Here is a 23,389-nt window from a genome sequence, read left to right as displayed (position 1 = left end):
CCTCTATCCCCTTTTCGGCCCTTCCCAAGGCTCAACGACAATTCGGCCATCCTCGATCCGCGCGGTCTCCGGCCCGAGCCGCCCCACACCATCGGGCGTCCGGGTGATCTGATCGGCGATCCGCAGCTGTGTTGGCCGCAGCTCCAGCGCACACACCACAGCCTCGGCATTCCCCAGCGCGCCCGCGTGGACCAGGCCACGCATCCGCCCCCAGACCACCACGCTCCCGCCAGCGATCAGCTCGGAGCCGGGGTTGACATCTCCGATCAGGGTGATATTCCCGTGGTGACGCAGCACCTGGCCTGATCGCAATGTCCGTGTCACCATCATCCCGTCGCTCTCGGCGGCCGGCGCAGGCCCGGCGGGCTCCTGGTAGCGCGGCAGGGGGCGGGCCGTCACCCCAGACGCGCGGGCGGCGTTCCGGCTCTCGCGGGCGGTCGCGCCCAGCGACTCGATCTGCACGCCGTAGTGCTGGAGCAGATCAAGGAGCGTCGCCATCTGCGCATCACTCAGCGCCCGATCACCGATCTCCAGGGTCAGCCGCGCTCCGGCGAAGAAGCCGCTGTTCTGCGTGATCTGCTGCTTCAGGGCTTCCGTGAGCACCTGCCAGTCAGCCGTGTCGTCGAGACGAAGCCGTAGCCCATCGCGACCTCCTTTGATGCTGATCAGGTCGCTCATGCTCCTGTGTCCATATTTGAACGGGTGATATCTGTTAATTATAGCATAGGAAGGGCGAATTGCGCGCCTCGCTGATCCGCATTGGCCTTACACTCTTGATAATTGCAGATTGCAGATTGTAGATTGTAGATTGGCAATACCGCAGAAGTAACGCGGTGAAGCGTCATGTCATTCTGAGCGAAGACATGGTTTCAGAAGCACTTGACAGTTTGGCGTCGCTTACCGTCGGGCGTGAGGATCGGTCCGAACTCGGCCGTCCCCGTCTTTCCGGCGATGCTCAGGCCCGAGCACTCGTCGCGCGCGGCGATGTTGAGCCCCTCCGTTACCGACTGGCGCATGCCCTCGCGGATCACCGCCAGGTAGGCCGGGTCCACCGGCGCCTTCGCCCGCACCTCCGGCGTGATCGTGCTGACCACATTGCCGTCGCTGTCGGTGATCGCGCTTACCACATGCGGCCGGTAGACGGTGCCGTCGGTGGCCACCGCGCCGGCGGCGGCCACCAGCTGGAGCGGCGTCACCTGGAGGTAGCCCTGGCCGATCGCCGTGTTGTAGGTGTCGCCGGTCGTCCAGCTCTCGCGCAGCGTCTGGGCCTTCCAGGTCTTCGTCGGCACCAGGCCGGGCGCCTCGCCGGCGATGTCGACGCCCATCAGCCGGCCCAGGTTAAACCACGATAGCCCCTCGACCAGCCGGTCGATGCCGAGCCCCTCGGTGCGGAAGGCCTTGTCATCGATGTTGACCACCTGATCGTTGCCGCCAGCCACCGAGGCGAAGAAGACGTTTGAGGAGAGCCGCAGGGCGTCGACCACCGTCAGCTCGCCATTGTCGCGGCTGCGCACCGAGTTTGGCAGGATGAACTCGATCCCGCTGCGCTCGATCAGCCGGAGCAGGCCCGGGTCGCGCAGCTTGGTCTCGGGGGTGATCACCCCATCCTGAAGCGCCGCCGAGCCGACGAACTGCTTGAGCGTCGAGCCGGGCGGGTACTGCCCGGCGATCGCCCGGTCGAGCAGCGGCGCCACCAGCGGGTCTTCGGGCGCAAGAAGCGCCTGGAGATCCGCGACGCGCGCCGGGTCCACCCAGACATTGTTATCGTAGTCGGGCACGCTCACGATCGCCAGGATGCGCCCGTCGCGTGGGTCGATCGCCACGGCGATACCATTCGTGATCGGCCGATAGTTGCGCTTGTAGTCCTCTTTGACGTTCTGGCGACGTCGCTCGCCCTCGGCGATCCAGCGGCGCACGATCTGCTCAACCTCGGCCTGAAAGGCGACATCGATCGTCAGCACAAGGTTATCGCCGTTCTGGACGGGGCGCAGGGTGCTGGCTGGGCTGGCCGGGCGCTCCAGCGCATCCACGAGCAGGGTCTCGATCCCCGCGACGCCGCGCAGCTGCGCCTCGTACGAGGCCTCCAGCCCATCCTTGCCGATCCGGTCGTCGCTCTGGTAGGGCGGCTGCCCGATGCTGCCGGGGTCGATCTGCTTGCGGATCAGCCCGCACCTGCTCGCGTGGCTGATCACATTGCTTAGGCTGGTGAGCCAGGAGCTGGCCGGGTTCTCGGCCACAAGCTCGCACTCGTTCACCCGGCCGATGTAGCCGAGGGTGTGCGAGAGTGAGGGCACTGCGGCGCTCGCTGGGTAGCGCCGCCGATAGCCCTCAACCACCAGCACGCCCGGCAGGTAGTTGCTGTTCTCACGGATCACCAGGGCCAGCTCCGACGAGATATCCTCCTTGATGATCAGTGTCTCGTAGCGCCGGATGTCCTGCCGCTCGATCTGCTGCTCGATCGGATTATTGATACGCAGCACATCGCTATAGGTGCGGGACAGGCTCAGGGCACGCAGCGTATCGTCGGGGGCAATGGTGACGGTCAGCGGCGAGCCGGCCGTGATGGCGGGGAGCGTGGCGATGCCGCGCAGATCATCCCGCAGGCCGGGCCGCACATCGAGGGCGCTGGTGGGCGAGAGCGTCAGGGTGCTGGTGAGCGTGGCAATCTGACTGACCCGAGCCAGCACCATATCGCGCCGCTCCGCATCCTCGCTGCGCGAGGGCAGCCGCCCGGGGACGATGGCGATATTGTAGATCGGCACGCTCTCGGCGAGCAGGGTGCGCCCGTCAGCGGCGAAGATCTCACCACGCCGCGGCGGCACCGTCAGGTAGCGCCGGTTCATCGTCTCAGGGGTCTCGCCAAAGCGCTGCTGATCGCCGGTGATGATCTGGAGCTCGTAGAGCCGGCCCACGAGCACCACCACCATGAGCAGCACCGCCACTCGCAGCACTATCAGTCGTGGCATCTGGTGCCAACCTTCCCGGAAACTCGTTGTCTACAGCTGCCCGCGCAGGAACCAGCGTAGCATAAAAAAGGTCGGCAGAGTCAGGATGATGGCGACGAGCATACTGGGGAGGAGCGCCACGCGCGCGGTGCTCTCCCAGTCGATCGGGCCGGGCTGGAGCAGGAGTGCCAGCACCAGTTCATAGATCAGGCTTGACACGAGTATCGACAGCAGTGGGAGGATCGGCCCCTCGATCCGCAGGCGACGGGTGAGCGCAGCGACAGCGAGGGAGGCCAGCAGAATAGCGAGGGCGTGGCTGCCAAGAGGCGTCGCCGCAAAAACATCGAGGGCCAGGCCGCCGTAGAGCGCCCAGCGCAACCCGCGCATCACCCCGCTGTCGGGGAACGCCGATCCGACGCCGATCAGCGTACGGCAGATCGCCAGCACGAGAATCAGCGGAGCGCTAAACCCTAGCGGCGTGGCCAAGAGCGTCACCTGCACCAGGGCGAGAACGCCAATGGCGAGGATCAGCCCGACCTCACGCGCCAGCAGCTCCTCTAGTCGTCTTGGTTGAGAATCACCCACACGTAGCGTACCTGATCGGGGTCGACGAAGGGTCGCAGCTCAGCAGACTGCACCTGACCGCTGGCAGCGACCGTATCCACCGAGCCGATGGGGATATTTGCCGGGACAGCCGCGAGGTCAAGATCCACGTGGAGCGAGCCGGTGAGACCCGCGCTGACCACCGAGTCCCCCGGCGCGATCTGGGTGCTGCGGTCGATCTGCCCAAGGGTGAGGCGTGATCCGCGCTGCCACTGGCCCTGGGTGAGCCCGAGGCTGGCGATTGTGCCGTGGATCACACGGGCGCTGATTTGGCTGCTGACATCGGTGATAAGTAAGACCTCGGCGGTGTGGGCGCTGGCCGTCTCGATAACCCCCACTAGTGCGGCGGGGCCACCGGGGTTCTGGCCGATCACGGCCATGCCCACCGTCACCCCGTCGGCGGTGCCGCGAGCGATCGTCATCACCCGCCGGCCGGCGTCGGGCGGGCGAACCGTCACCTCGGCTCCCAGGAGGGTCCACGGCTGCTCACGCTGGATCTGGAGCTGCTGGCGCAGGAACTCATTCTCCACCCCAGCCTGCTCCAGGCGCAGATTATCGGCCTTCAGCTGGCTGTTCTCCTGCTCAAGGCTCTGGATGTGTGCCTGGAGGCCCGCCTCGCTACGGGGTGCAGCCGCCAGATCATTCATCGCATCACGGAGGCCCGTGAGCTGCTGGGCGATCGGCGCGACGACCTGTTGGGCAAGCAGCCTGATCGACGTGATCATGCCCTGGCGGTCGAGGACGATCAGCGCCCCGGCGACGAGGCACAGCACCACAGCGAGCACAAACGGCCGGCCCGAGGCCGGCGTGTTGGTGCGATCGCGGCGCAGCTTGATCGGCCGGTCATCGTCGAGGTAATTGCGCATAGACGAATGTTGAATGTTGAATGCTGAATGTTGAATGCCGGACATTCAGCATTCAGCATTCAACATTACAACTTGGCTCTTCGGCTGCTCTGGGTGCGGGCGAGGATATCCTGGTAGACCTTATTCTCAAAGTTCTCGACCATCTTGCCGGCGCCGCGGGCGACACAGGAGAGCGGGTCCTCGGCGACGTAGACGGGCATGCGCGTCTCGGCGGCGATGCGCTTATCAAGGCCGTGGAGCAGCGACCCGCCGCCGGCCAGGGTGATCCCGTGCTCCATCACATCGGCCACCAGCTCCGGCGGCGTCTCCTCAAGGGCGGCGCGCACCTCGGCGACGATCGCATTGATCGGCCCGGCGATACCCTCGCGAATCTCGACGCTGCTCACCTCAACCGCCTTCGGCAGGCCGGTGAGCAGGTCGCGCCCGCGCAGCACCACCTTGATCTCCTCTTCGAGTGGGTAGGCTGAGCCGGCGGCGATCTTGGCCTTCTCGGCCATGCGCTCGCCAATAAGGAGGTTATACTCACGGCGAGCGAACTGGATGATCGCCTCGTCGATCTCATCGCCGGCGGTGCGGATGGAGTGGTTGATTACAATCCCGCCGAGCGAGATCACCGCCACCTCCGTTGTCCCGCCGCCGATATCGACGATCATCGAGCCCATCGGCTCCTCAACCGGCAGGCCAGCCCCGATCGCGGCGGCCATCGGCTCCTCGACCACATAGGCCTCGCGCGCCTTGGCGTTCAGAGTCGCGTCGCGGGCGGCCCGCTTCTCAACCTCCGTCACCCCTGAGGGCACGCCGACAATCACCCGTGGCCGCGGGTCCATCAGGCGCACTGATGAGTAGGTGTGGGCCTTCTTAATGAAATAGGCCAGCATCTTCTCGACCACGTCGAAGTCAGCGATCACGCCATCCTTCAGCGGGCGCACGGCGATGATGTTTGCCGGCGTCTTGCCGACCATTGCCTTGGCCTCAGCGCCGACCGCATGGACCTGCTTTGTCTTGCGGTCGATCGCCACAACAGACGGCTCGCTGATCACAATACCCTTGCCACGCACATGAACTAGGGTGTTGGCGGTGCCCAGGTCGATCCCAAGATCGCGGCTGAAGGCACCAAACAGCGAGTTGATCGGGTTAAAGCCCACGTAATATACTCCAGAGATGAAGGTGTGTGTTTGTGTAGCGGGACATCTTCACATCATCCGCATGATGTTCGGCATCGGATTATAGCATAGCTGACCCCATCTATCGCGGAACGCCCTGCCGCGTAGGCTGATAAAAAACTGATACCGCTATTTGACTTTTGCTAGGCTTTGTGAGACAATAGCCTTGTCGTACACATGAGGCGACACTCCGTCAACGCGTGGGCAACAGCCGTGTCAACGTCGGTTCCTGTCGGCATCATCCGGTCTATCAGATACATCGGATCACGGCGCTGCTGCTAGTGCTTCTGGCTCGTTATGGGCCGGAAGATTTTTATTGTTGTGAGCACGTCGGTATTGCGCCCAGTATATCCATTTACCGCGATCGTCGGCCAAGAGCGGCTTAAGCGCGCGCTCATCCTCAACGCGGTCAACTCACGAGTTGGTGGCGTTCTCATCCGCGGTGAGAAGGGTACCGCCAAGTCGACGGCGGTGCGCGGCCTCGCTCGCATCCTCCCCTCGATCACGGTCGTTGCCGACTGCCCCTATAGCTGCACCCCCGATCGGCCCGCCGGGCTCTGCGGGAGCTGCCAGATGCGGCTGGCTGGCGCAGATCTGCCCACGCTCGAGCGGCCTACGCGCCTCGTTGAGCTGCCGGTCTCGGCCTCGGAGGATCGTGTTGTCGGGTCGCTTGACCTTGAGCACGCGATCACTGAAGGCCAGCGCCGCTTTGAGCCCGGCCTGCTCGCGCAGGTCAACCGCGGGCTGCTCTATGTCGATGAAGTCAACCTGCTTGATGATCACCTCGTCGATCTGCTCCTCGACGCCGCAGCCATGGGGATGAACACCGTTGAGCGCGAGGGCGTGAGCATCTCGCACCCATCGCGATTCATCCTTGTCGGCACGATGAACCCCGAGGAGGGCGAGCTGCGCCCGCAGCTGCTCGACCGCTTCGGCCTCGCGGTTGAGGTTGTCGGCCTGACGGATATCCCCTCGCGGGTGGCGGTGATCGAGCGGCGCATGGCCTATGAGTCCGAGCCGCAGAGCTTTATGGAGCAGTGGCAGCGCAGCGAGAGCGAGCTCGCCGAGCGGATCGCAGTCGCCCGCGACCTACTGCCGCGCGTGCGGATCGAGACGGCGGATATGGCGGCGGTTGCGGGGCTCTGCCTTGAGCTCGGCGTCGATGGCCACCGCGCCGACCTGACGATCCTGGAGACGGCGCGCACCCACGCGGCCTGGAGCGGCCGGCTTGCCCTGAGCGCCGAGGACATCCGCCTCGCCGCCGAGCTGGCCTTGCCCCATCGGATGCGCCGCCAGCCCTTCGCCGAGATCAAGGTCGATGAGCAGCGCATCGCCCAGATCCTTGAGCGCAGCGGCAAGCCCGCTGATGGCAGCACCGGGGATGATGTAAAAAAAAAGTCTGACGTAGGTGATCCGACGGAGACGGGCGAGGGCGGCGACGATAACGACAGTAGCTCCGGGGGCGGCAGCGTCGCCCCCCTGGGCAGCGCCGGGTCGAGCGAGAGCCAGCAGTCTGGCGACACGAGCGCCGGCGGCAAGCAGATCGACGCCGACCATATGTTCCGCACCCGCCGCCTCGAGAGCTCGGCCGACCGGAAGCAGCGCAAGTCGCCGGGCAAACGCTCGCGCACCCGAACGACACGTAAGCAGGGCCGCTATATCACAAGCCAGATGGTTCCACGCGTTACGGACCTGGCGCTCGACGCGACCCTGCGCGAGGCCGCGATCTACCAGCGCAAGCGACGCGCCGAGCTGATGCACCAGCCACACACCCCCCATCGCCGCACCCCCAAAGTGCTGATCACCCGCAGCGACCTGCGCCAGAAGGTGCGGGTGCGCCGCACGCGCAACGCGGTGTGCTTCGTCGTCGATGCGAGCTGGAGCATGGCCGCCGAGGAGCGCATGCAGGCGACGAAGGCCGCCGTCCTGTCGCTGCTGCGCGACGCCTACCAGCGCCGCGATCAGGTCGGGCTGGTGAGCTTTCAGCGCGACTACGCGCGCGTGCTGCTGCCGCTCACGAACAGCGTCGAGCTCGCGCAGCGCCGGCTTCAGACGATGCCAACGGGAGGGAAGACCCCCCTGGCCCGTGGTATGCTCACCGCGTACGAGCTGCTCGAGCGGGCGCGACGCCAGGATGATGAGATTGTCCCGCTGATGGTGCTGCTCACCGATGGACAGGCGAATGTCGCCATCGGTAACGCGCCACCGCAGCAAGAGGCATATGCTATCGCCGATCTGATCGCCGCGCGCGATATTCGCGCGATTGTGATCGATACCGAGCACCCGAACTTCGAGCGGGGGCTTTCACGGCGGCTGTCTGAGCACCTGAAAGGGCGCTACTATCGGCTCGAAGATCTCCACGACGATGGCCTGGTACAGGCTGTCCGACGGCAGATGCAGATATCATAGGAATAGCAGGTTTGTCGATCAACGCAGGAGGGATTCAGGAGATGACCGATCAGGTACGTAGGGACGATGTCGCTGAGAGCGAGCTGCTTGACACGCTGCTCGACGCAGCTGACGCTCCGGCGGCTCAGGCCGACGCCACCACGCCGGAGACCGCGGCGGGGGAGGCGACGGCACAGCCTACCCCTGAAACTGAGGCTCAGGCACCCGCTGCTGAGGCGGTGTCGGAGGCGTCGGACGCTTCGGAGGCTGTCGCCGAGGCGGAAGGGGTTGAGGCTGCTGTTTCAGAGAGCGCCGCTTCGGAGGCTAGCGATGAGGTCGCTGCTTCGGGGGCCGGTGATGAGGGCACCGCTTCGGATGCCGGCGATGCGATCGCCGCTTCGGATGCCGGCGATGTGGGTGCCAGCTTTACGCCGGTTGCCGAGGAGAGCGGCCGCCCGCGCCGCCTCAAGGATCTCCAGGCCGGCATGGAGCTTGAGGGCAGGGTCACGTCGATCGCGCTGTACGGGATCTTCGTGGATGTGAATGTTGGCCGCGATGGCCTCGTCCACATCTCGGAGATGAGCGACACCCGGATCGATACGCCGTCTGACCTGGTGCAGATCGGGGATACGGTGAAGGTGCGGGTGAAGAGTATCGATCCTGATGCGCGGCGGATCAGCCTGACCATGCGCTCGCAGGAGCGCAGCGAGGGCGGCCGCAGCCGCGGCCGGCCGAAGCGCGTCGAGGTCGACAAGGATAAGATGACATCGCTGAAGATCGGCGATGTCGTTGAGGGGACGATCACTGGCTTCGCGCCCTTCGGCGCCTTCGCTGATATTGGCGTGGGCAAGGATGGCCTCATCCACGTCTCTGAGCTGGCCGAGGGCCGGGTCGAGAAGCCTGAGGATGCGGTCAAGGTCGGCGAGCAGTTCAACTTCAAGATCCTGGAGATTGACCCCGATGGCACCCGGATCAGCCTGAGCCTGCGCCGCGCCATGCGCACCCAGCGGATGCAGGGCCTGGAGCCCGGCCAGGTGCTTGATGGCACCGTGAGCGGCCTGGCCCCCTTCGGCGCCTTTGTGGACATCGGCGTCGGCCGCGATGGCCTTGTCCACATCTCGGCGCTCTCGTCGAGCCGCGTCGGGAAGGTTGAGGACGTGGTGAAGGTCGGCGATAAGGTCACCGTCCGGGTGATCGAGGTTGACCAGCAGAGCAAGCGGATCAGCCTGACCATGCGCCTCGATGACTCGGAGCCGACGAGTGGGAGCTACGATGACGAGCCGCAGAGTCAGGTGATCCCGCGCACCGGCCCCGGCGCGGCACCGCGCTTCGCCGCCGCCGCCGCCGCCGCCCGCGAGGGCCGCAATGATCGGGGCGACCGCGGTCGGGATCGCCGCCGCACGTCTCAGCCCGCTGTCCCTGAGACCTACAGCACCGAGGATGACACCGAGGAGTTTGTGGGCGATGCGACCCTCGAGGATCTGCTGAGCAAGTACGGCAGCCCCACAAATAGTCGGCGTGATCGCAAGAAGGATCAGGTCGATATCGAGGACGAAGAGGAGACAGCAGGCAGCGGCAGCCGTCAGCGCGACGCCATCCGGCGCACGCTGCAGCAGGTCGGGCGCGACGAGTAGCAAGATAGCAAGGCGCGCGAGTGATCGCGTGTCCCTTGTGTGTGGAGGGGCGGCTTGCCGCCCCTCGCATCTTTCTGTCGCGCGGCCCCAGGGCCATTTGACACTGTCGTAGCGCGACGGGTATAATGTCTAGCGTTTGTCTATAAAGCATAGCGCGCGCGTTAATGCGCGTAGAGGAGCATACAGATGCCGAAGCGAACATGGCAGCCGAAGCGTATCCCGCGTCGTCGTAAGCACGGCTTCCTCTCGCGGATGGAGACGAAGGACGGTCGTGAGGTGCTGCGCCGCCGTCGTATGAAGGGGCGCTGGAAGCTGAGCGTGAGCGATGAGCGCCGTGGCGTTCGTGGCGGGCACCGCTAGATGGTGCGCTGTTGGGGTGCAGTGTGTAAGATCGACCTGGTGTCACATCCTCCCTGCACCCTGATTGGTACGGTATGAAGCGCGCCTATCGTCTGCGCCGGCCTGACCAATTTCGGCGCGCACGGCGCGAAGGCCGGACGTTTTCTTCCCCGCTTCTCCTGCTCAATGTTGTTTCCGGTCGCCGCAGACGTATACGGTGCGGGTTTGTTGTCGGGAAGCAGATCGGCATCGCGGTGCGACGTAATCTTGCGAAGCGGCGCCTCCGTGAATCGGTGCGGATTGCCCTCCCTCACATCACCCCTGGCTACGATCTCGTATTTGTGATACGTAGCGCAGCTATCATCGACACTCCATTTATCATGCTCCAGCGTGCTGTGGAAGAGCTATTGCGCCGGGCTCAGGTCTGGCGGCCTTCCCCATCGCTAGATGTGGCGACACCATCTTCTGGGGATTCGACTCATCCCCATACTGGGCACTAGAGGCTTGTACTATGGGTGGAATCTGGTCCGCATTTGTTGGCCTGCTTGAGCAGACCTTGCTCTGGTTCAGCACCACGACCGGGAGCGTTGGCTTTGGCATCATCATCTTCACGATCTGTGCCCGGCTGATCATCCTTCCGCTGACGCTCACCTCGCTGCGCTCGAGCCGGAAGATGCAGCAGATCCAGCCCCTGATCAAGGAGCTGCAGCGTAAGCACGGCAAGGATCAGCAGAAGCTCCAGGAAGAGACGCTCAAGCTCTACCGCGAGTATAAGATCAACCCGGTCGGCGGCTGCCTCCCGGTGCTGCTCCAGCTGCCGATCTTCTTCGGCGTGTACCAGGCCGTCTACCACCTGATGGTCGAGGCGCAGCGGGTGAACCTCAGCGCGGGCGCGAAGGCCGCCCTTGAAAATCCGAGTGTCGCCGCGCTGTTCGACAGCAACCATCTTTTCCTCGGCCTGTTCGACCTTGGCAAGACGGCCTTTGGGCCGGGCGGGCTTGGCTTCGCCGCCCCGATCTACCTGGTGCTGCCGGTGCTGTCCATCCTGCTCCAGCTGATGCAGACGACGATGGCGACCCCGCGCACCCAGGACCCGCAGCAGAAGGCGATGACCCAGGCGATGATGTTTATGCCGCTCGTCTTCGGCTATATCGCCTTCACGTTTCCCACCGGGGCGGTGCTCTACTGGGTGGTGAGCAGCCTCGTCGGTGTGGTGCAGCAGTACTTCACGTCGGGCTGGGGCTCGCTGGCGAACTACCTGAAGTTTCTTCCGCCTGATAGCGGCCCCGCCGCGCCCTCACCGCTTACTCCGGCGGTGGTCGTCTCTTCTGGAAGCGGTGAGCCCGGATCCACGCTGAGCGTTGCCGCACAGCGTGCGGACTTCTGGTCGGTCATGCGCCCGCTGACCGAGACGGAGACGCAGCCTGAGGCTGATGCGACAGAAGAGGCAATTGATGATGCGCGACTCCAGGGTCGTGCGCCAGAGAACCCGCGCCGGCCACGGCGACGGCGCTAGACCTGTGACGATCGCGGCAGTTGTGGTGGAGAGCGCATCAGCTCTCCCCATCTTTCCTAGTTGCAGCGTTATGATCATCGCTGATCTGCTCTCCGAAATGTTCATGGAGAGCGTGTCTGAGAAGCGAGGAGCGATATGAAGAGCATCGAGATCAGCGCGCGAACGGTCGCAGAGGCCGTTGAGCTCGCACTCGCGCAGCTCGGTAAGGATCGCGACGAAGTTGCTATCGAAGTGCTGGAGTCCGGCGAGTCGGGCGATGAGGCACTGGTTCGTGTAACGGTCGTGGACGATGATGCCGATGATGCTGAGCCTGAAGAGTCAACGCCGCCGCAGGCTGATAGCGCCCCGGTTGGGGACGAGCTTGGCACTGTCGCTCGCAAGATCCTTGAGGATCTTCTTGAGCGCATGGATATTCACGCCTATGTGACGGCCGTGCTCTCCCGTGTGCCTGGTCAGAAAGGTGACATTGAGGAGACCGTGACGCTCCACGTCGAAGGCGCGGATGAGGAGGCGATGGGGCTGATGATCGGCCGGCGCGGCGAGACGCTGCGATCGCTGCAGTTCCTCCTGAACCTCCTGGTGAGCCGTCGGGTGCAGAAGTGGCCGCAGGTTGTCGTGGATGTCGGCAACTATCGCCAGCGCCGCCAGGAGTCGCTTGAGGGCCTGGCCCGGCGTATGGCTGAGCGGGTGCGCCAGACGGGGCGCCCGCTGATGCTTGAGCCTATGGCCGCCTACGAGCGCCGCATCGTACACCTGGCGCTTCGTGAGGACAAGAGCATCTATACCGAGAGCTCTGGCGAGGGTGAGAACCGTAAGATCGTGATCTACCCCGCAAAGTAGCGCGGGCTGATCTACGCGGGCAGGAGGCTGGGGCATACCCGGCCTCCTCTTGATTCGACGAGCAGCGTATGCCCCCAGAGTACCTGGTCATCGGTGACCTGACCCGCGATCTGCTGCCCGATGGCGGTAGCGCCCTCGGCGGGACGGCGCGCTACGCGGCGATCACGGCCAGCCGTCTTGGTGTCCGTGCGGCGGTTCTGGCGGCTGGAAGCCCTGGGTTCATCCCCGGCCTGCCTGCGGGCGTGCAGGTCGCGCTTGTGCCCTCGGATGCGCTATCGACGTTCGAGAACCACTACACGCAGCACGGCCGCGTGCAGCTCCTGCACGCGCTCGGCGCCCGGCTGCGCGCCGCCGATGTGCCGCCGGCGTGGCGCTCCGCTGCGCTCGTACACCTCGGCCCGCTGACGGGCGAGTTTGGGCTGGAGCTCGCCGACGCCTTCCCCGACGCGCTCATCGGCGTCACGCCCCAGGGGTGGATGCGCGCGTGGGATCTGCCCCTGCCCGCGCCCATCCGGCGCGTGGTGTGGCGGCCCGACCCGGCCCAGCTGCGCCGCGTCGATGCGCTGGTGCTCAGCATCGAGGATGTGGGTGGGGATGAGGCGCTGGCGGCGAGCTACGCGCGTGACTGTCGCCTCGTGGCGGTGACTCGTGGGGCGCGCGGCGCAACCCTCTACATCGGCGGCGCGCCGCACGAGATAGCCGCCTTCCCGGCGGATGAGCGCGACCCGACGGGCGCCGGCGATGTGTTTGCCGCGTCGCTACTGCTGAGGCTGCGCGAGACGGGCGACCCGCTCGCCGCAGCCGCCTTCGCCTGCGCCGTGGCCGCCTGCGCGGTGGAGGGGCGGGGCGCTACGACGGTGCCCACCCGCGCAGAGGCGATGGCGCGGCTCACCGCCCATGCGCGGCACGACACGCCAGGCTTGTAGGCGGCGGACACAACGCTGCGATCAGATGGCGCGTTCCTGGTCAGCGAACAGAATAATCTCACTGGCGATGATCTCGGTGGTCGAGCGCTGTCGCCCATCACCCTCGGCCCACAGGCGCGTCTTGAGCCGGCCCTCGATATAGATGTGGGCGCCCTTCACCAGCGAGCGCTGGCAGAGATCGGCGAGCTGATCCCAGGCGACGACATAGAACCACTCGGTCTCTTGGTGGGAGATCCCGGTGGACGATCGCCAGGATCGATTTGTGGCAACGCGGAATGTCGAGATGACGCTGCCGTGGGCCGTGCGGCGGAGTGTCGGGTCGGCGCCGAGGCGCCCCGTGAGCTGAACCTTGTTCAGGTCTCGCGCCATGTGTCACCTGTGGGTAGAATCGCACATTTGATCGCATTCAGTGTACGAGATACCACAGGAGTTGTCAAGCGCGCAGGCCGACGCGCCGACGTCATCACCGCTCATCGCCGCCCTGGTCGTCGGTGTCGCTCCAGCGGTAGCCGATCCCGCGCACCGACTGGATATACTGTGGCCGGTGGGGGTCCGGCTCAAGCTTTCGGCGGAGGCGCACGATATGCGGGCGCATGACCGTGCGCGCCTCATCCTCATCCATCTGGCTGCTCTGGAACGACTGGATCAGCTGGTTGCAGGAGATCACCACCCCCGGCTGGCGCACCATGGCGTACAGGATCGCAAACTCGGTGGGGGTGAGATCGACGGGCTGCCCGTCCATACGCGCCACATGCTGCTGCACATCGATCATCAGGGGGCCGGCGCGCAGGCTTGCGCTGGGCGTCGGCTGCGGCGCTGCCCCCCGCGCGGTGTCGAGACCCTCATCCTCGACAAGCGCCTGGAGCTGCTCGTACATCGTGCGAATGCGCTCGGTCCGCTGCTGGCTGACGCGGTGCTGATCAAGAATGTCCGCCACACGTGCCTTCAGGACGTCCATCCTGATCGGCTTGAGCAGGTAGTCGGCGGCATCGTTGCGCACCGCCTCAATCGCGCTGGACATCGACCCGTGCGCTGTCAGAATGATGATGGGGAGGTTGGGCCACCTGCTGCGGGCGGTGCGCATGACCTCGACCCCGTCATCATCCCCGAGCTGGAGATCTAGCAGCATCAGATCGGCGCCGGTCTCCTCAAGGATGGTGAGCGCCTCGGCGCGGCTCGCCGCACGATACACGCGGTACCCGGCCTGGCGTAGTGCGTCCCCGAGGACTCTCCGCACCAGGGTCTCATCATCAACCACTAACACCCGGGATGATTCCATCTCTCTCTCTCTGCTCATATGTGCGCCGAGCCTCACACGATAGGCGCGCCGCCGCACACGTAGGATCACGCACTCCTCTGCGCACGATGTGGCCGCCACGGCCCTGCGTCATTCCACGGGAACTGCATGATGATCGTGGTGCCCTGGCCGAGCTGGCTGGAGATCTCGATGTGGCCCGTGTGCTGTGTGATGATCTGGCGGCTCAGGTAGAGTCCCAGTCCCACGCCCTGAGCCTTCATCGAGCGGAATGGCTCAAAGATATGGGCGAGCTGATCGGCGCTCATGCCAACGCCCGTGTCGCGTATGATCACCTGGCAGATTCGGTCGGTGGGCTTGTGCACCGTGCTGACATGGATCTCCCCGCCCTGCTCCATCGCCTCGTGCGCGTTGAGCACAAGGTTTAAGAAGACCTGGCGCAGCGCGTCGGGCTGGCCGGTGATCGGCGGCAGCTCACCATCGAGGTGGAGGTGCAGGCGCACTCTTGTGCGATCAAGCTGGTGCTGGGTAAACTGCCCCACCTGACGGATGATCTGGTTGAGATCGACCGGCTCCCAGACAATCTGCGGCGGCCGGTAGAGATTGCGCAGGCTCGCCATCGTCCGCGCCATGCGATCAAGCTCACCCAGCGCGAGATCGAGGTACTCATGGCTCAGCGGGCTCAGGCCTTGATCCTCGCGGCAGAGCTCCAGGCAGCCGAGCGCGCTCTGGAGCGGGTTCCCCACCTCGTGGGCGACGCTCGCCGCCAGGCGCCCCAGGCTGGTGAGCTGCTCGTGTACGAGCAGCCGTCGCTGGAGCTCCTCCTGCTGGGTGATGTCGCGCCAGCGCTCAAGGCACTGCTCTGCGGTGCCTTGGGGGCCTGCGATGGGGGTTCGCTCAACGGCGTACCAGCGCTGCTGTCCCATCATATCGCTGCTGAGCACGCGCCAGCTCGCCGCGATGCTGGTGAATGCCTCCCCCTCGGCGAGCGCGAGCGGGACACCGCTCTCCGATGGCCCCTGCGGGGTCAGGCTGAGCTCAGACTGCTGCATCAGATCGCGCCAGAGCTGATGGTAGCGGCTCCCAACGGTCTCGCGCGGCATGCGCCCGACGATGCTGCGGCAAAATGTGCTGTTGGCCGCCAGGATCTCGCCATCTGCGTCGAGCAGCAGCAGGCCCTCGGGCAGGTGGTCGAAGACAAGCCGCAGCAGATCGCGCGACCGCTGGAGCTCATCGGTGCGGCGGCCCACCAGCGCGCCGAGCTGCTCGGTGTGCTGCCGCTCGGCCTGAAAGCGAAGGCTCAGGCTGATGGCCACGCTCGTCTGGGCGACGATGCCCTCCATCAGGAGCAGATCGTGGTTGGTGAAGGCGTTTGTGTGCTGGGCGTAGACGGTCAGGCTCCCCAGTGCGTCCGTATCCTGGCGCAGCGTGAGCACGATCGCACTTCCCGTCTGGCTGCCGCCGCCGGCCTGCCAGCGCTCGGAGGTGCTCACATCGGCGAGCACGGCACTGCTCGTGGTTTGCTGCACCCATCCCTCCATGCCGTAGTCGAGCATCTGGGCGATCCGTGGCGGATCAAGCTGCTGGAGGTGCCGATTCTCCCAGCGCATCCCGAGTCGGGTTGGGCTTTCAGGGGGCGAGAGGATGATCGTGGCGCTATCGATGTTCAGGCTGCTGCCAAGCACCCGCAGCACACGCTCGGCGATCATCGTTGTGTCGAGGCTCTCGCACAGCTCAATGGAGATCTGGGTGAGCAGCGAGGTGCGGCGCAGCTGGATCTCGAGGTCGCGCTGTCGATCACGCAGGATATCGCGCATCGTGTGGTAGCTGTGAGCGATGGTGGCAAACTCGGCGGGCATTTGGCGGGGTAGGGCATACTCCAGATCGCCTTGGGCAACCGCATCCAAGGCCGCGCCGACCTGCTGCAGGGGCGTGACGAGGGCGCTGCTCTGCGTGTAACGTATTGCCGCGACCACCGCACAGACGGCGAGGATCGCGGCGATGCCGAAGAGTGTCGCCGGGCCTTGTGTGGTGATTACGACGAGCAGAATAGCGACGCTATAGCCAAGCGTCAGCTGCAGATGGCGTGACATAGGTACAGCCCTGGTGTAGTACGGGGCCATCGCGCGGCCCCTGTGATGTGGTGAGCATCAGGATAGTATAGTGCTGTTAGGTTATCGGGGCAATGGAATGATCACGTGATCGTTGTGGTTCTGTTGTACACGGATGGCCCGCGCCCCTCTATACTGGTGCTGTGGAGATGCCCGACGAGCGCTACGGGCGCTGGCCCAGGGCGGTACTATTCAATAGGTGAAAGGAAATATACCATGGCCTCACGACAGGAGCAGATTACGACGGTGCTTGATCACTTGTCCTCCAATGCTGGCACCGATGTCTCTGGTGTCGCTGCGGTGAGCATGGATGGGATCGTCCTCGTCTCGAAGATGTCGGCCGATGTGAACGCCGACCGCGTCGGCGCCGTGGCCGCCACGATGATGGGCGTGACGCGGCGGGTGTCGGGCGAGCTGAAGATCGGTATGACTGAGGAGACGATCATCAAGGCCGATAACGGCCTGTTCATGGTGCTCCCGGCGGGCGACCAGAGCCTGCTGGCGGTGAACCTGCGCCAGGGCGCCAACCTCGGCCTGGTGCGGATTGAGGCCCGCGACGCCGCAAAGGCGATTGCCCAGATCCTATAGAAATACCACGTGGGCTGCTGTCCCTCGACGTGGCGATCTTCAAGCAGTCGTACGATGATAATCAGCTCACGCACCTTGCTGAGCTGGGGGGCGGTGAGCGGATGGCCCGGCGTCAGCTGGCCGGCATCTAAGTGGCAGATGGGGGAGTGTGTGGGGAGGGGGGGCCAGCCCTTCCCCACATGTGTACGGAGGGCCTCCATGGCACTCGAAGGCACACTGCAAGATATGTCCCTGAGCGACCTGTTTCAGGTCTTTCGTATGGGGCCAAAGACTGGGGTGCTGCTCCTTACGAGCGGCGCCGAGCGCGGGATTATCTATGTGGCTGCGGGGCGACTGATCGACGCAGCGGTAGTGAGCGGCCCTGAGCGCACGGTTCTCGCGTCCCATGATGAGGGCGTGATTCGTATGCTGCTGTGGGATGATGCAGATTTCACCTTCCGCCACTCGCCTGCTGTCCTAGAGCGACCAGTGCATATTGCGCATGACAGCGAGTGGCTTGTGCTTGAGGGGATGCGGCGGCGCGATAACCCGGCCCTCGCGATGCCCTACCACACGATCACCCTCGACACACAGCTCCAGCTTTCGCCGCTGCCCAGCAGCGCGGAGAGCGGGGTGAGCCTCGATGTGAACCAGTGGCGCATTCTTAGCCAGGTCTCCATCGCCCCGAGCCTGCGCGCTATCTGTGATGCCACCGGGATCAGCGTAGACCAGGCGATCCGCACGGTGGCCGAGCTCATGTCCATCGGCCTGGTTGAGATTGTCCCGCCGGCGGTGCCGAAGTCCAAGCCACGCCCGCGACTCGATCTGATGACATCACCGCAGGGTTCGATGATGGAACCGGTGTTGGCTGGCGCGCGCTCTGGAGAAGAGGGTCCGCCAATGGTTGGCCGAGGTCTGCTCGACGCGATTATGCGGCGCGTCCGTGGGCTGTAGGTGAAAGGACAACCTGACCATGCAGCCGCTGAAAATCGTCATCACCGGCAGTTACTCGGCTGGAAAAACCCAGTTCATCCGGACAATTAGCGATATTGAGACGGTCTCTACCGATTATGCGGTGACCCTCGATGAGGAGCGCGAGCTCAAGCGTGAGACGACGGTCGCCCTCGATTTTGGCACGATCGCGATCAACGAGAAGCTGAACCTCTACCTCTTCGGAACACCTGGCCAGGAGCGCTTCGACTTTATGTGGGAGCACCTGAGTATCGGCTGCCTGGGCTATGTGGTGATGGTTGACAGCTGTCGCCCCGGGCACTTCGCCGAGACTCAGCGGCTCATGGCCCGCTTCGCCGATATTACCGACGCGCCCTTTGTGGTGGCCGCTAATAAGCAGGATGACCCCGCAGCCCTGCCAGTGAGCTATGTGCGGCGGCGTCTGGGCGTGTCGATGGATGTCCCGGTGCTGCCCTGTATCGCCAACGAGCGTTCGAGCGTCAAGATTGTCCTGCTCTCGCTGCTCAAGCATATCGCGGCGCAGCACCAGGAGGAGCACGTCTGATACAGGGGGACAGGGGACAGGGGACAGGGTTCACCCCTGTCCCCTGTCCCCTGTCCCCTGTCCCCTTGCTTATCGTCCCAGGTGGTAGGGCACGCTCGTCACGACGACGCCCTTGTTGAACATCAGGGCCGTCTTGATCAGGATGCCCGTCTGGTTGTGCAGCAGGTGCTCCCACCAGTGGGCGGGCACAAACTCGGGCAGCACGACGGTGAGCACATCGTCGGTGTAGCGCGAGTCGACCTCCTGGATGTAGTTGAAGAGCGGCGTGATCAGCGAGCGGTAGGGCGATTCGAGCACCACCAGGGGCACATCGCAGCCCCAGTCGATCCAGCGCTGCTGGAGCTTGGCCGTCTGATCCGCGTCGAGGTTGACATAGACCGCAGTGACATTATCGGGGGCGATCGAGCGGGCGTACTGTAGGGCCGGGAGCACGCCACGGTGGATGCCGCTCACCAGCACAATCGATGTGTGGCGGCGCAGCGGGATCGGCAGGTCGGCGCCCTCAAGCGAGAGCTGGCTGGCCACGCTGCCGTAGTGCCGGTTGATGCTGTTGAAGAGCAGCACGAGCATGGGGATGAGCACCATCACCACCCACGCGCCGTGGGTGAACTTGGTGACGGCCAGCACCACCAGCACGACGGCGGTGAGGACGGCCCCCATCGTATTGATCGCCGCGCCGCGCCGCCACCCCTCCTCCTTGATCCGGAAGTGGCGACGGACCATGCCCGACTGCGAGAGCGTGAACGAGATGAAGACGCCGATCGCATAGAGCGGCAGCATCGCGATCTCATTTGCCTGGAAGAGCACCACCAGCATCGCCGAGAAGAATCCCAGCGCGAGGATACCGTTCGAGAAGACCAGCCGGTCGCCGCGCGAGGAGAACTGCCGGGGCAGGAAGCGGTCGCGCGAGAGGAACGAGGCCAGTCGCGGGAAGTCGGCGTAGGCGGTGTTGGCGGCCAGCACCAGGATGAGCGCGGTGGCCGACTGGATCACAAAGTAGATCGGCCCGTTGCCGAAGATCGTGCGGGCGATCTGCGAGAGCACGGTCTCGTGGGTCAGCTCGTTGGGGATGGCGCCGTGGGCGTGGGCCAGCCAGGTGATGCCGAGGAACATGCTGACCAGGATGGTCACCATCCAGGTCAGCGTGGACGCCGCATTCTTCGACTCGGGCACCTTGAAGGCGGGGACCCCATCGCTGATCGCCTCGATCCCGGTGAGGGCGGTACACCCGGCGGCGAAGGCCCGCAGCACCAGCCAGATGCCGATCGTCTCACTAACCGGAACCTCGGGCAGATCCTGGACGACCGGCTGCGCGCCGAAGAGCAGGTCTACGCCGATGCCGTAGGAGACCAGGGCCAGGATGCTCGCGATGAAGACGTAGGTGGGCACGGCGAAGATCACGCCGCTCTCCTTGACGCCGCGCAGGTTGGCCAGCGTGACGAAGAGGATGCAGACGAGGCCGATCTCGACGGCGTAGTCTTTCACCCAGGGCGCGCCCCAGGTGCTGGCCAGCGAGGTGATCGCGGCCACGCCGGCCGAGATGCTGACGGCCACGGTGAGCACGTAGTCGATCAGCAGGGCGCCGGCGGCGATCAGGCCGTAGATATTGCCCAAGTTCTCGCGGGCGACGATGTAGCCGCCGCCGCCCTTGGGGTAGGCGCGGATGGTCTGCCGGTAGGAGAAGGCCACCACCACGAGGAGCACCGCGATGCCGGCGGCGATCGGCAGCGAGAGGCCGAGGGCGGCCGCCCCGCCGAGGATGAGGATCGAGAGGATCGCCTCGCTGGCGTAGGCCACCGACGAGAGCGCGTCCGACGAGAAGACGGCGAGGGCGGTAATCCGGCTCAGGCGCTCGTTATGCTGATGCTCGGTCGCAATGGGTTTACCGACAAGAAACCGCTTGATCTGGCCCACCATGACACCATTACCTTCATAGCCCGCGCCTTCCCAGGGCGGGATCTGCTGCTCGGCCGCTAGAGACAACAAAAAAACGCCTAACCTCGGCAGTCGGCGTGCTGTCGGCTGTCGCACTTGGCTATTGGCTTGTTCGCTGGCTGTGTTCTACTGGGGTAGGGCCGCTGCTCCGCGCCCTTATGCGGCGATGATCATAGCACGTTGGGTGTGCCGCGTCAACACGTAGCGCGGGCATCTACAGGGCTGTTGCAACGCCCCTGGCCCCCGGCTGGCGGCTGGTAGTCGCGCCGACGAGGCGCTGCGCGCCGGGCGTCGGCCTGCGCCGACGCCGGATCCGCCCACGGAGGTGGGCGGTCGGCCGCAGGCCCTGCGGGCGCGCGTTTACTCGCCCGCTGACGTTGCTCATGCCCTGCGGGCATCTGTGGCATACGCCTGCCCATCATCAAGGATCGCCGACGTTCGGCCAGGTGGCGCGCTGCATGTGGGCGCGGGCGTAGGCGATGGCCTCGGCGCGGTCCTTGAGCTTGAGCTGGCGGATAGACTCGCCGGTGTGGTACTTGATCGCCCGCTCGCTGTAGCCGAGGATGCGGCCGATCTCTTTGTAGGTGTTGCCCTGGGCCAGCAGGGTGAGGATGCGGATCTGGTGGTGGGTGAGGATGCTGGATGGGTCGGGCTGGAGGGCGCTGTCCTGGCGCATCTGGCTGGCCAGGGCGCTGAGCACCCGCTGGGCCAGCACCGGCGAGAGGGCCGCCTCGCCGCGCATCAGGCCGAGGATGTACTGGCTGAGCTGGTCGATGTCGACGTCTTTGAGCAGGTAGCCGGCCGCGCCGTGCCGCACTGCCTCGAAGAGCGTGTCGTCGTCCTCGGCGACGGTGAGCATGACGATGCGCGCGTCGGGTCGCTCGTCCATGATCGCGCGTGTCGCCTCGAGGCCGCTCATCTCGGGCATCTCGACATCCATCAAGATAATGTCGGGCTGGAGCGCGCGGGACTGCCGGATCGCCTCCTGTCCGCTGCCCGCCACGCCGGCGACAGTGAATCCACGGCTCACCAGCAGCCGGTGGATCACCTGGAGGAAGAGCCCGTTGTCGTCGACGAGCAGCAGGCGGATGCCGCTGCGGGGCTGAGCGTCGCCGCCGGCTGCGGGGCGCGGGGTGAGCGCCCCGGCCGTACGCATGCTCACGCTGCGCTGGAGCAGGTCGAAGGTGCGCTGAAGATCCTGCGGGGCGGTGGCGTTGAGTAGGTTGCTGTGGGTGAGCAGGCCAACAAGGTAGCCGGCGGAGTCGACCACGATGAGCCGCCGGACGTGGGCGCGGTCGAGGGCCTGGTGCGCATCCCAGAGGCTGGCGTCGGGCGTGATCGTGATCAGCTGGGGGGTGATCTGCGCGCGGGCCGGGGTCGCGGCCAGGTCGATCTGGGCCGCGTGGGCGCGGGTGATGTCGCGATCGGTGATCATGCCGAGCGGCCGCGCCCCGCCCTCCTCGACGGCCACGACCACCACGCTGCTAACCTTGCCCTCGCCCATGCGCCGGGCGATGCTGAGCAGCGACTCCTCGGCCCCGACGCTGATGACCTCTGTGCGCATCGCCTCGGCCACCGTGCGCATGTGGATGAGCATCGCCGGGGTCATCGCAGCGCAGATGCTCTCCTGTGAGATCATCCCGGCGATCGAGCCGTCGGCGTTGCGGACGATCAGCTGGCCCGTCTGGTGCTGCGCGAGCAGCCGTAGCGCGTCCAGGACGCCATCGGGCGCGTCGCGGGCGATGCTGATCAGCGGGCGGCCCGCCGCGGCGTCGAGGGTCAGGCTGTCGGGCGCAGGGCCGTCCGCGATCATCTGCACCACGTCGTGGATCGTGAGCGTGCCCGTGATCTGGCCCGCCGCTCGGATGAGCGTGAAGGTGGCTCCCTGCTGGTTGAGCTGCTCTATAATGGCGCGCACGGGAGTGCCGAGATCAATGATCTGTAGGTCGGTGTTGGTGACATCGTCGAGGCTTGGGAGGAAGAGATTTGGGTTCGTTGAGTTCATGCTGCTCACAGGATAGCTCAAGGGGCAGAAAAAACGCCCTCCGCTGCCGACAGCCACAGGGCTACACAAGAGCGCCGAAGGTAGTGGAGAAGTGGGAAGTGGCGACGTATACGTATTGTATATCTGAACGGCATATATGATAGTACCAAGAGGTGAAATCATGATAACACACTGTTGCTTTATGGTGTGTTGCCCGATTTTTGCCCCCTCAAGAGCGCGTACAATAGAGCGCGGAGCCACTGAGCCGCTGAGGAGGACTATCTGTGAGCGAACCTGAGGACAGCCTGCGCCTGATCACCGCGCCCTTCGCCCCGCTGGTCGACCGCATTATCGCCGAGGCCACGGTGGTCGATGACCGCATCCTGAAGATCGACCACTTCCTCAACCACCGCATCGACCCGGAGCTGATGCGGGTGATGGGCAACGAGCTGGCCGGGCGGCTGATGCGCTTTACGCCCGACCTGCTGCTGACGGCCGAGGCCAGCGGGATCGCGCCGGCCCTGGCGGTGGCCCTGTCCACCGGGCTGCCAATGGTCTACGCGAAGAAGTACTCGCCTGAGGTGGAGGCGCCGGCGCTCTCGCGGGTCGTGCCCTCGCCCACCAAGGGCGGCGTGGCGCGGCTGGTGATCGCGCAGCGCTACATGCCGGCCGGGGCGCGGGTGGCTCTGGTGGACGACTTCCTGGCCAACGGGCGCACGGCCCTGGCCCTGGCTGAGATCGTGGCTGAGGCGGGCGCAGAGATGGTTGTGGCGGGCTTCCTGGTTGAGAAGCTGTTCCAGG

The 23,389-nt window shown here is 65.3% G+C and carries 21 protein-coding genes; 11 read left to right on the top strand and 10 right to left on the bottom strand.

Annotation, left to right across the window (positions count from 1 at the left end):
- Positions 1-3 precede the first annotated feature (3 nt).
- The 5 genes from minC to K2Z83_RS10430 all read right to left on the bottom strand — a co-directional run bounded on the left by minC (position 4) and on the right by K2Z83_RS10430 (position 5,559).
- Complete coding sequence (gene minC, locus K2Z83_RS10450) at positions 4-678, bottom strand: septum site-determining protein MinC (RefSeq protein ID WP_220595116.1); 675 nt, start codon at positions 676-678, stop codon at positions 4-6.
- A gap of 191 nt (positions 679-869) precedes the next feature.
- Positions 870-2,966 (bottom strand): penicillin-binding transpeptidase domain-containing protein, encoded by a 2,097-nt coding sequence (locus tag K2Z83_RS10445; protein ID WP_220595115.1) that lies wholly within the window; start codon positions 2,964-2,966, stop codon positions 870-872.
- A gap of 30 nt (positions 2,967-2,996) precedes the next feature.
- Positions 2,997-3,530 (bottom strand): rod shape-determining protein MreD, encoded by a 534-nt coding sequence (mreD, locus tag K2Z83_RS10440; protein ID WP_220595114.1) that lies wholly within the window; start codon positions 3,528-3,530, stop codon positions 2,997-2,999.
- On the bottom strand, positions 3,503-4,459 hold the full coding sequence (gene mreC / locus K2Z83_RS10435; RefSeq protein ID WP_255603720.1) for a rod shape-determining protein MreC: 957 nt from the start codon (positions 4,457-4,459) through the stop codon (positions 3,503-3,505). Before mreC ends, mreD begins: the two co-directional genes overlap by 28 nt.
- 20 nt (positions 4,460-4,479) lie before the next feature.
- Positions 4,480-5,559 (bottom strand): rod shape-determining protein, encoded by a 1,080-nt coding sequence (locus tag K2Z83_RS10430; RefSeq protein WP_370650134.1) that lies wholly within the window; start codon positions 5,557-5,559, stop codon positions 4,480-4,482.
- 339 nt (positions 5,560-5,898) lie between these two features.
- Between K2Z83_RS10430 and K2Z83_RS10425 the strand changes: the two genes are divergently transcribed.
- The 7 genes from K2Z83_RS10425 (at position 5,899) to K2Z83_RS10395 (ending at position 13,220) form a co-directional block, all read left to right on the top strand.
- A complete protein-coding gene (locus K2Z83_RS10425) occupies positions 5,899-7,986 on the top strand; it encodes a putative cobaltochelatase (protein ID WP_370650133.1) in 2,088 nt (695 codons plus the stop codon).
- 41 nt (positions 7,987-8,027) lie between these two features.
- Entirely contained in the window at positions 8,028-9,599 is a 1,572-nt protein-coding gene (locus K2Z83_RS29600) for a S1 RNA-binding domain-containing protein (protein ID WP_220595112.1), read from the top strand.
- 186 nt (positions 9,600-9,785) lie between these two features.
- Complete coding sequence (gene rpmH, locus K2Z83_RS10415) at positions 9,786-9,959, top strand: 50S ribosomal protein L34 (RefSeq protein WP_129682636.1); 174 nt, start codon at positions 9,786-9,788, stop codon at positions 9,957-9,959.
- A 74-nt stretch (positions 9,960-10,033) separates the two neighbouring features.
- Entirely contained in the window at positions 10,034-10,438 is a 405-nt protein-coding gene (rnpA, locus tag K2Z83_RS10410) for a ribonuclease P protein component (protein WP_220595111.1), read from the top strand.
- 11 nt (positions 10,439-10,449) lie between these two features.
- Positions 10,450-11,454 carry a YidC/Oxa1 family membrane protein insertase gene (locus tag K2Z83_RS10405; protein ID WP_220595110.1) on the top strand — a complete coding sequence of 335 codons (1,005 nt, stop codon included), beginning with the start codon at positions 10,450-10,452 and terminating at the stop codon, positions 11,452-11,454.
- A 135-nt stretch (positions 11,455-11,589) separates the two neighbouring features.
- Positions 11,590-12,294 (top strand): RNA-binding cell elongation regulator Jag/EloR, encoded by a 705-nt coding sequence (gene jag, locus K2Z83_RS10400; protein WP_220595109.1) that lies wholly within the window; start codon positions 11,590-11,592, stop codon positions 12,292-12,294.
- A gap of 68 nt (positions 12,295-12,362) precedes the next feature.
- Complete coding sequence (locus K2Z83_RS10395) at positions 12,363-13,220, top strand: PfkB family carbohydrate kinase (protein WP_220595108.1); 858 nt, start codon at positions 12,363-12,365, stop codon at positions 13,218-13,220.
- 21 nt (positions 13,221-13,241) lie between these two features.
- On the opposite strand, the gene K2Z83_RS10390 is transcribed toward K2Z83_RS10395, so the two are convergent.
- The 3 genes from K2Z83_RS10390 to K2Z83_RS10380 form a co-directional block, all read right to left on the bottom strand.
- Positions 13,242-13,589 (bottom strand): single-stranded DNA-binding protein, encoded by a 348-nt coding sequence (locus tag K2Z83_RS10390; protein ID WP_220595107.1) that lies wholly within the window; start codon positions 13,587-13,589, stop codon positions 13,242-13,244.
- A gap of 94 nt (positions 13,590-13,683) precedes the next feature.
- Positions 13,684-14,499, bottom strand: coding sequence for a response regulator transcription factor (locus K2Z83_RS10385; protein ID WP_220595106.1), 816 nt, complete (start codon positions 14,497-14,499; stop codon positions 13,684-13,686).
- A 65-nt stretch (positions 14,500-14,564) separates the two neighbouring features.
- The gene (locus tag K2Z83_RS10380; RefSeq protein ID WP_220595105.1) at positions 14,565-16,568 is read right to left on the bottom strand and encodes an ATP-binding protein; all 2,004 of its coding nucleotides are present in this window, start codon (positions 16,566-16,568) and stop codon (positions 14,565-14,567) included.
- A gap of 234 nt (positions 16,569-16,802) precedes the next feature.
- Here K2Z83_RS10380 and K2Z83_RS10375 point away from each other — a divergent pair, with 234 nt between their 5' ends.
- From K2Z83_RS10375 to K2Z83_RS10365, 3 genes are all read left to right on the top strand, one after another.
- Complete coding sequence (locus K2Z83_RS10375; RefSeq protein WP_220595104.1) at positions 16,803-17,174, top strand: roadblock/LC7 domain-containing protein; 372 nt, start codon at positions 16,803-16,805, stop codon at positions 17,172-17,174.
- 198 nt (positions 17,175-17,372) lie between these two features.
- Complete coding sequence (locus tag K2Z83_RS10370) at positions 17,373-18,107, top strand: DUF4388 domain-containing protein (protein ID WP_220595103.1); 735 nt, start codon at positions 17,373-17,375, stop codon at positions 18,105-18,107.
- 19 nt (positions 18,108-18,126) lie between these two features.
- Positions 18,127-18,669, top strand: a complete 543-nt coding sequence (locus K2Z83_RS10365) for an ATP/GTP-binding protein (RefSeq protein WP_220595102.1) — start codon at positions 18,127-18,129, stop codon at positions 18,667-18,669.
- A 69-nt stretch (positions 18,670-18,738) separates the two neighbouring features.
- Here K2Z83_RS10365 and K2Z83_RS10360 read toward each other — a convergent pair whose 3' ends face one another.
- Both K2Z83_RS10360 and K2Z83_RS10355 read right to left on the bottom strand, forming a co-directional pair.
- Positions 18,739-20,586, bottom strand: coding sequence for an APC family permease (locus K2Z83_RS10360; protein WP_220595136.1), 1,848 nt, complete (start codon positions 20,584-20,586; stop codon positions 18,739-18,741).
- 439 nt (positions 20,587-21,025) lie between these two features.
- On the bottom strand, positions 21,026-22,609 hold the full coding sequence (locus K2Z83_RS10355; protein ID WP_220595101.1) for a CBS domain-containing protein: 1,584 nt from the start codon (positions 22,607-22,609) through the stop codon (positions 21,026-21,028).
- A 263-nt stretch (positions 22,610-22,872) separates the two neighbouring features.
- On the opposite strand from K2Z83_RS10355, the gene K2Z83_RS10350 reads away from it, so the two are divergent.
- Positions 22,873-23,389, top strand: a 517-nt coding sequence (locus K2Z83_RS10350; RefSeq protein ID WP_370650132.1) for a phosphoribosyltransferase family protein, incomplete at its 3' end; no start/stop codon positions are given.

The organism is Oscillochloris sp. ZM17-4 (assembly GCF_019599295.1).
Classification (GTDB): Bacteria; Chloroflexota; Chloroflexia; order Chloroflexales; family Chloroflexaceae; genus Oscillochloris.
Note: the sequence above shows the minus strand (reverse complement) of the source record. Positions and strands in the feature narration are given on the sequence as shown.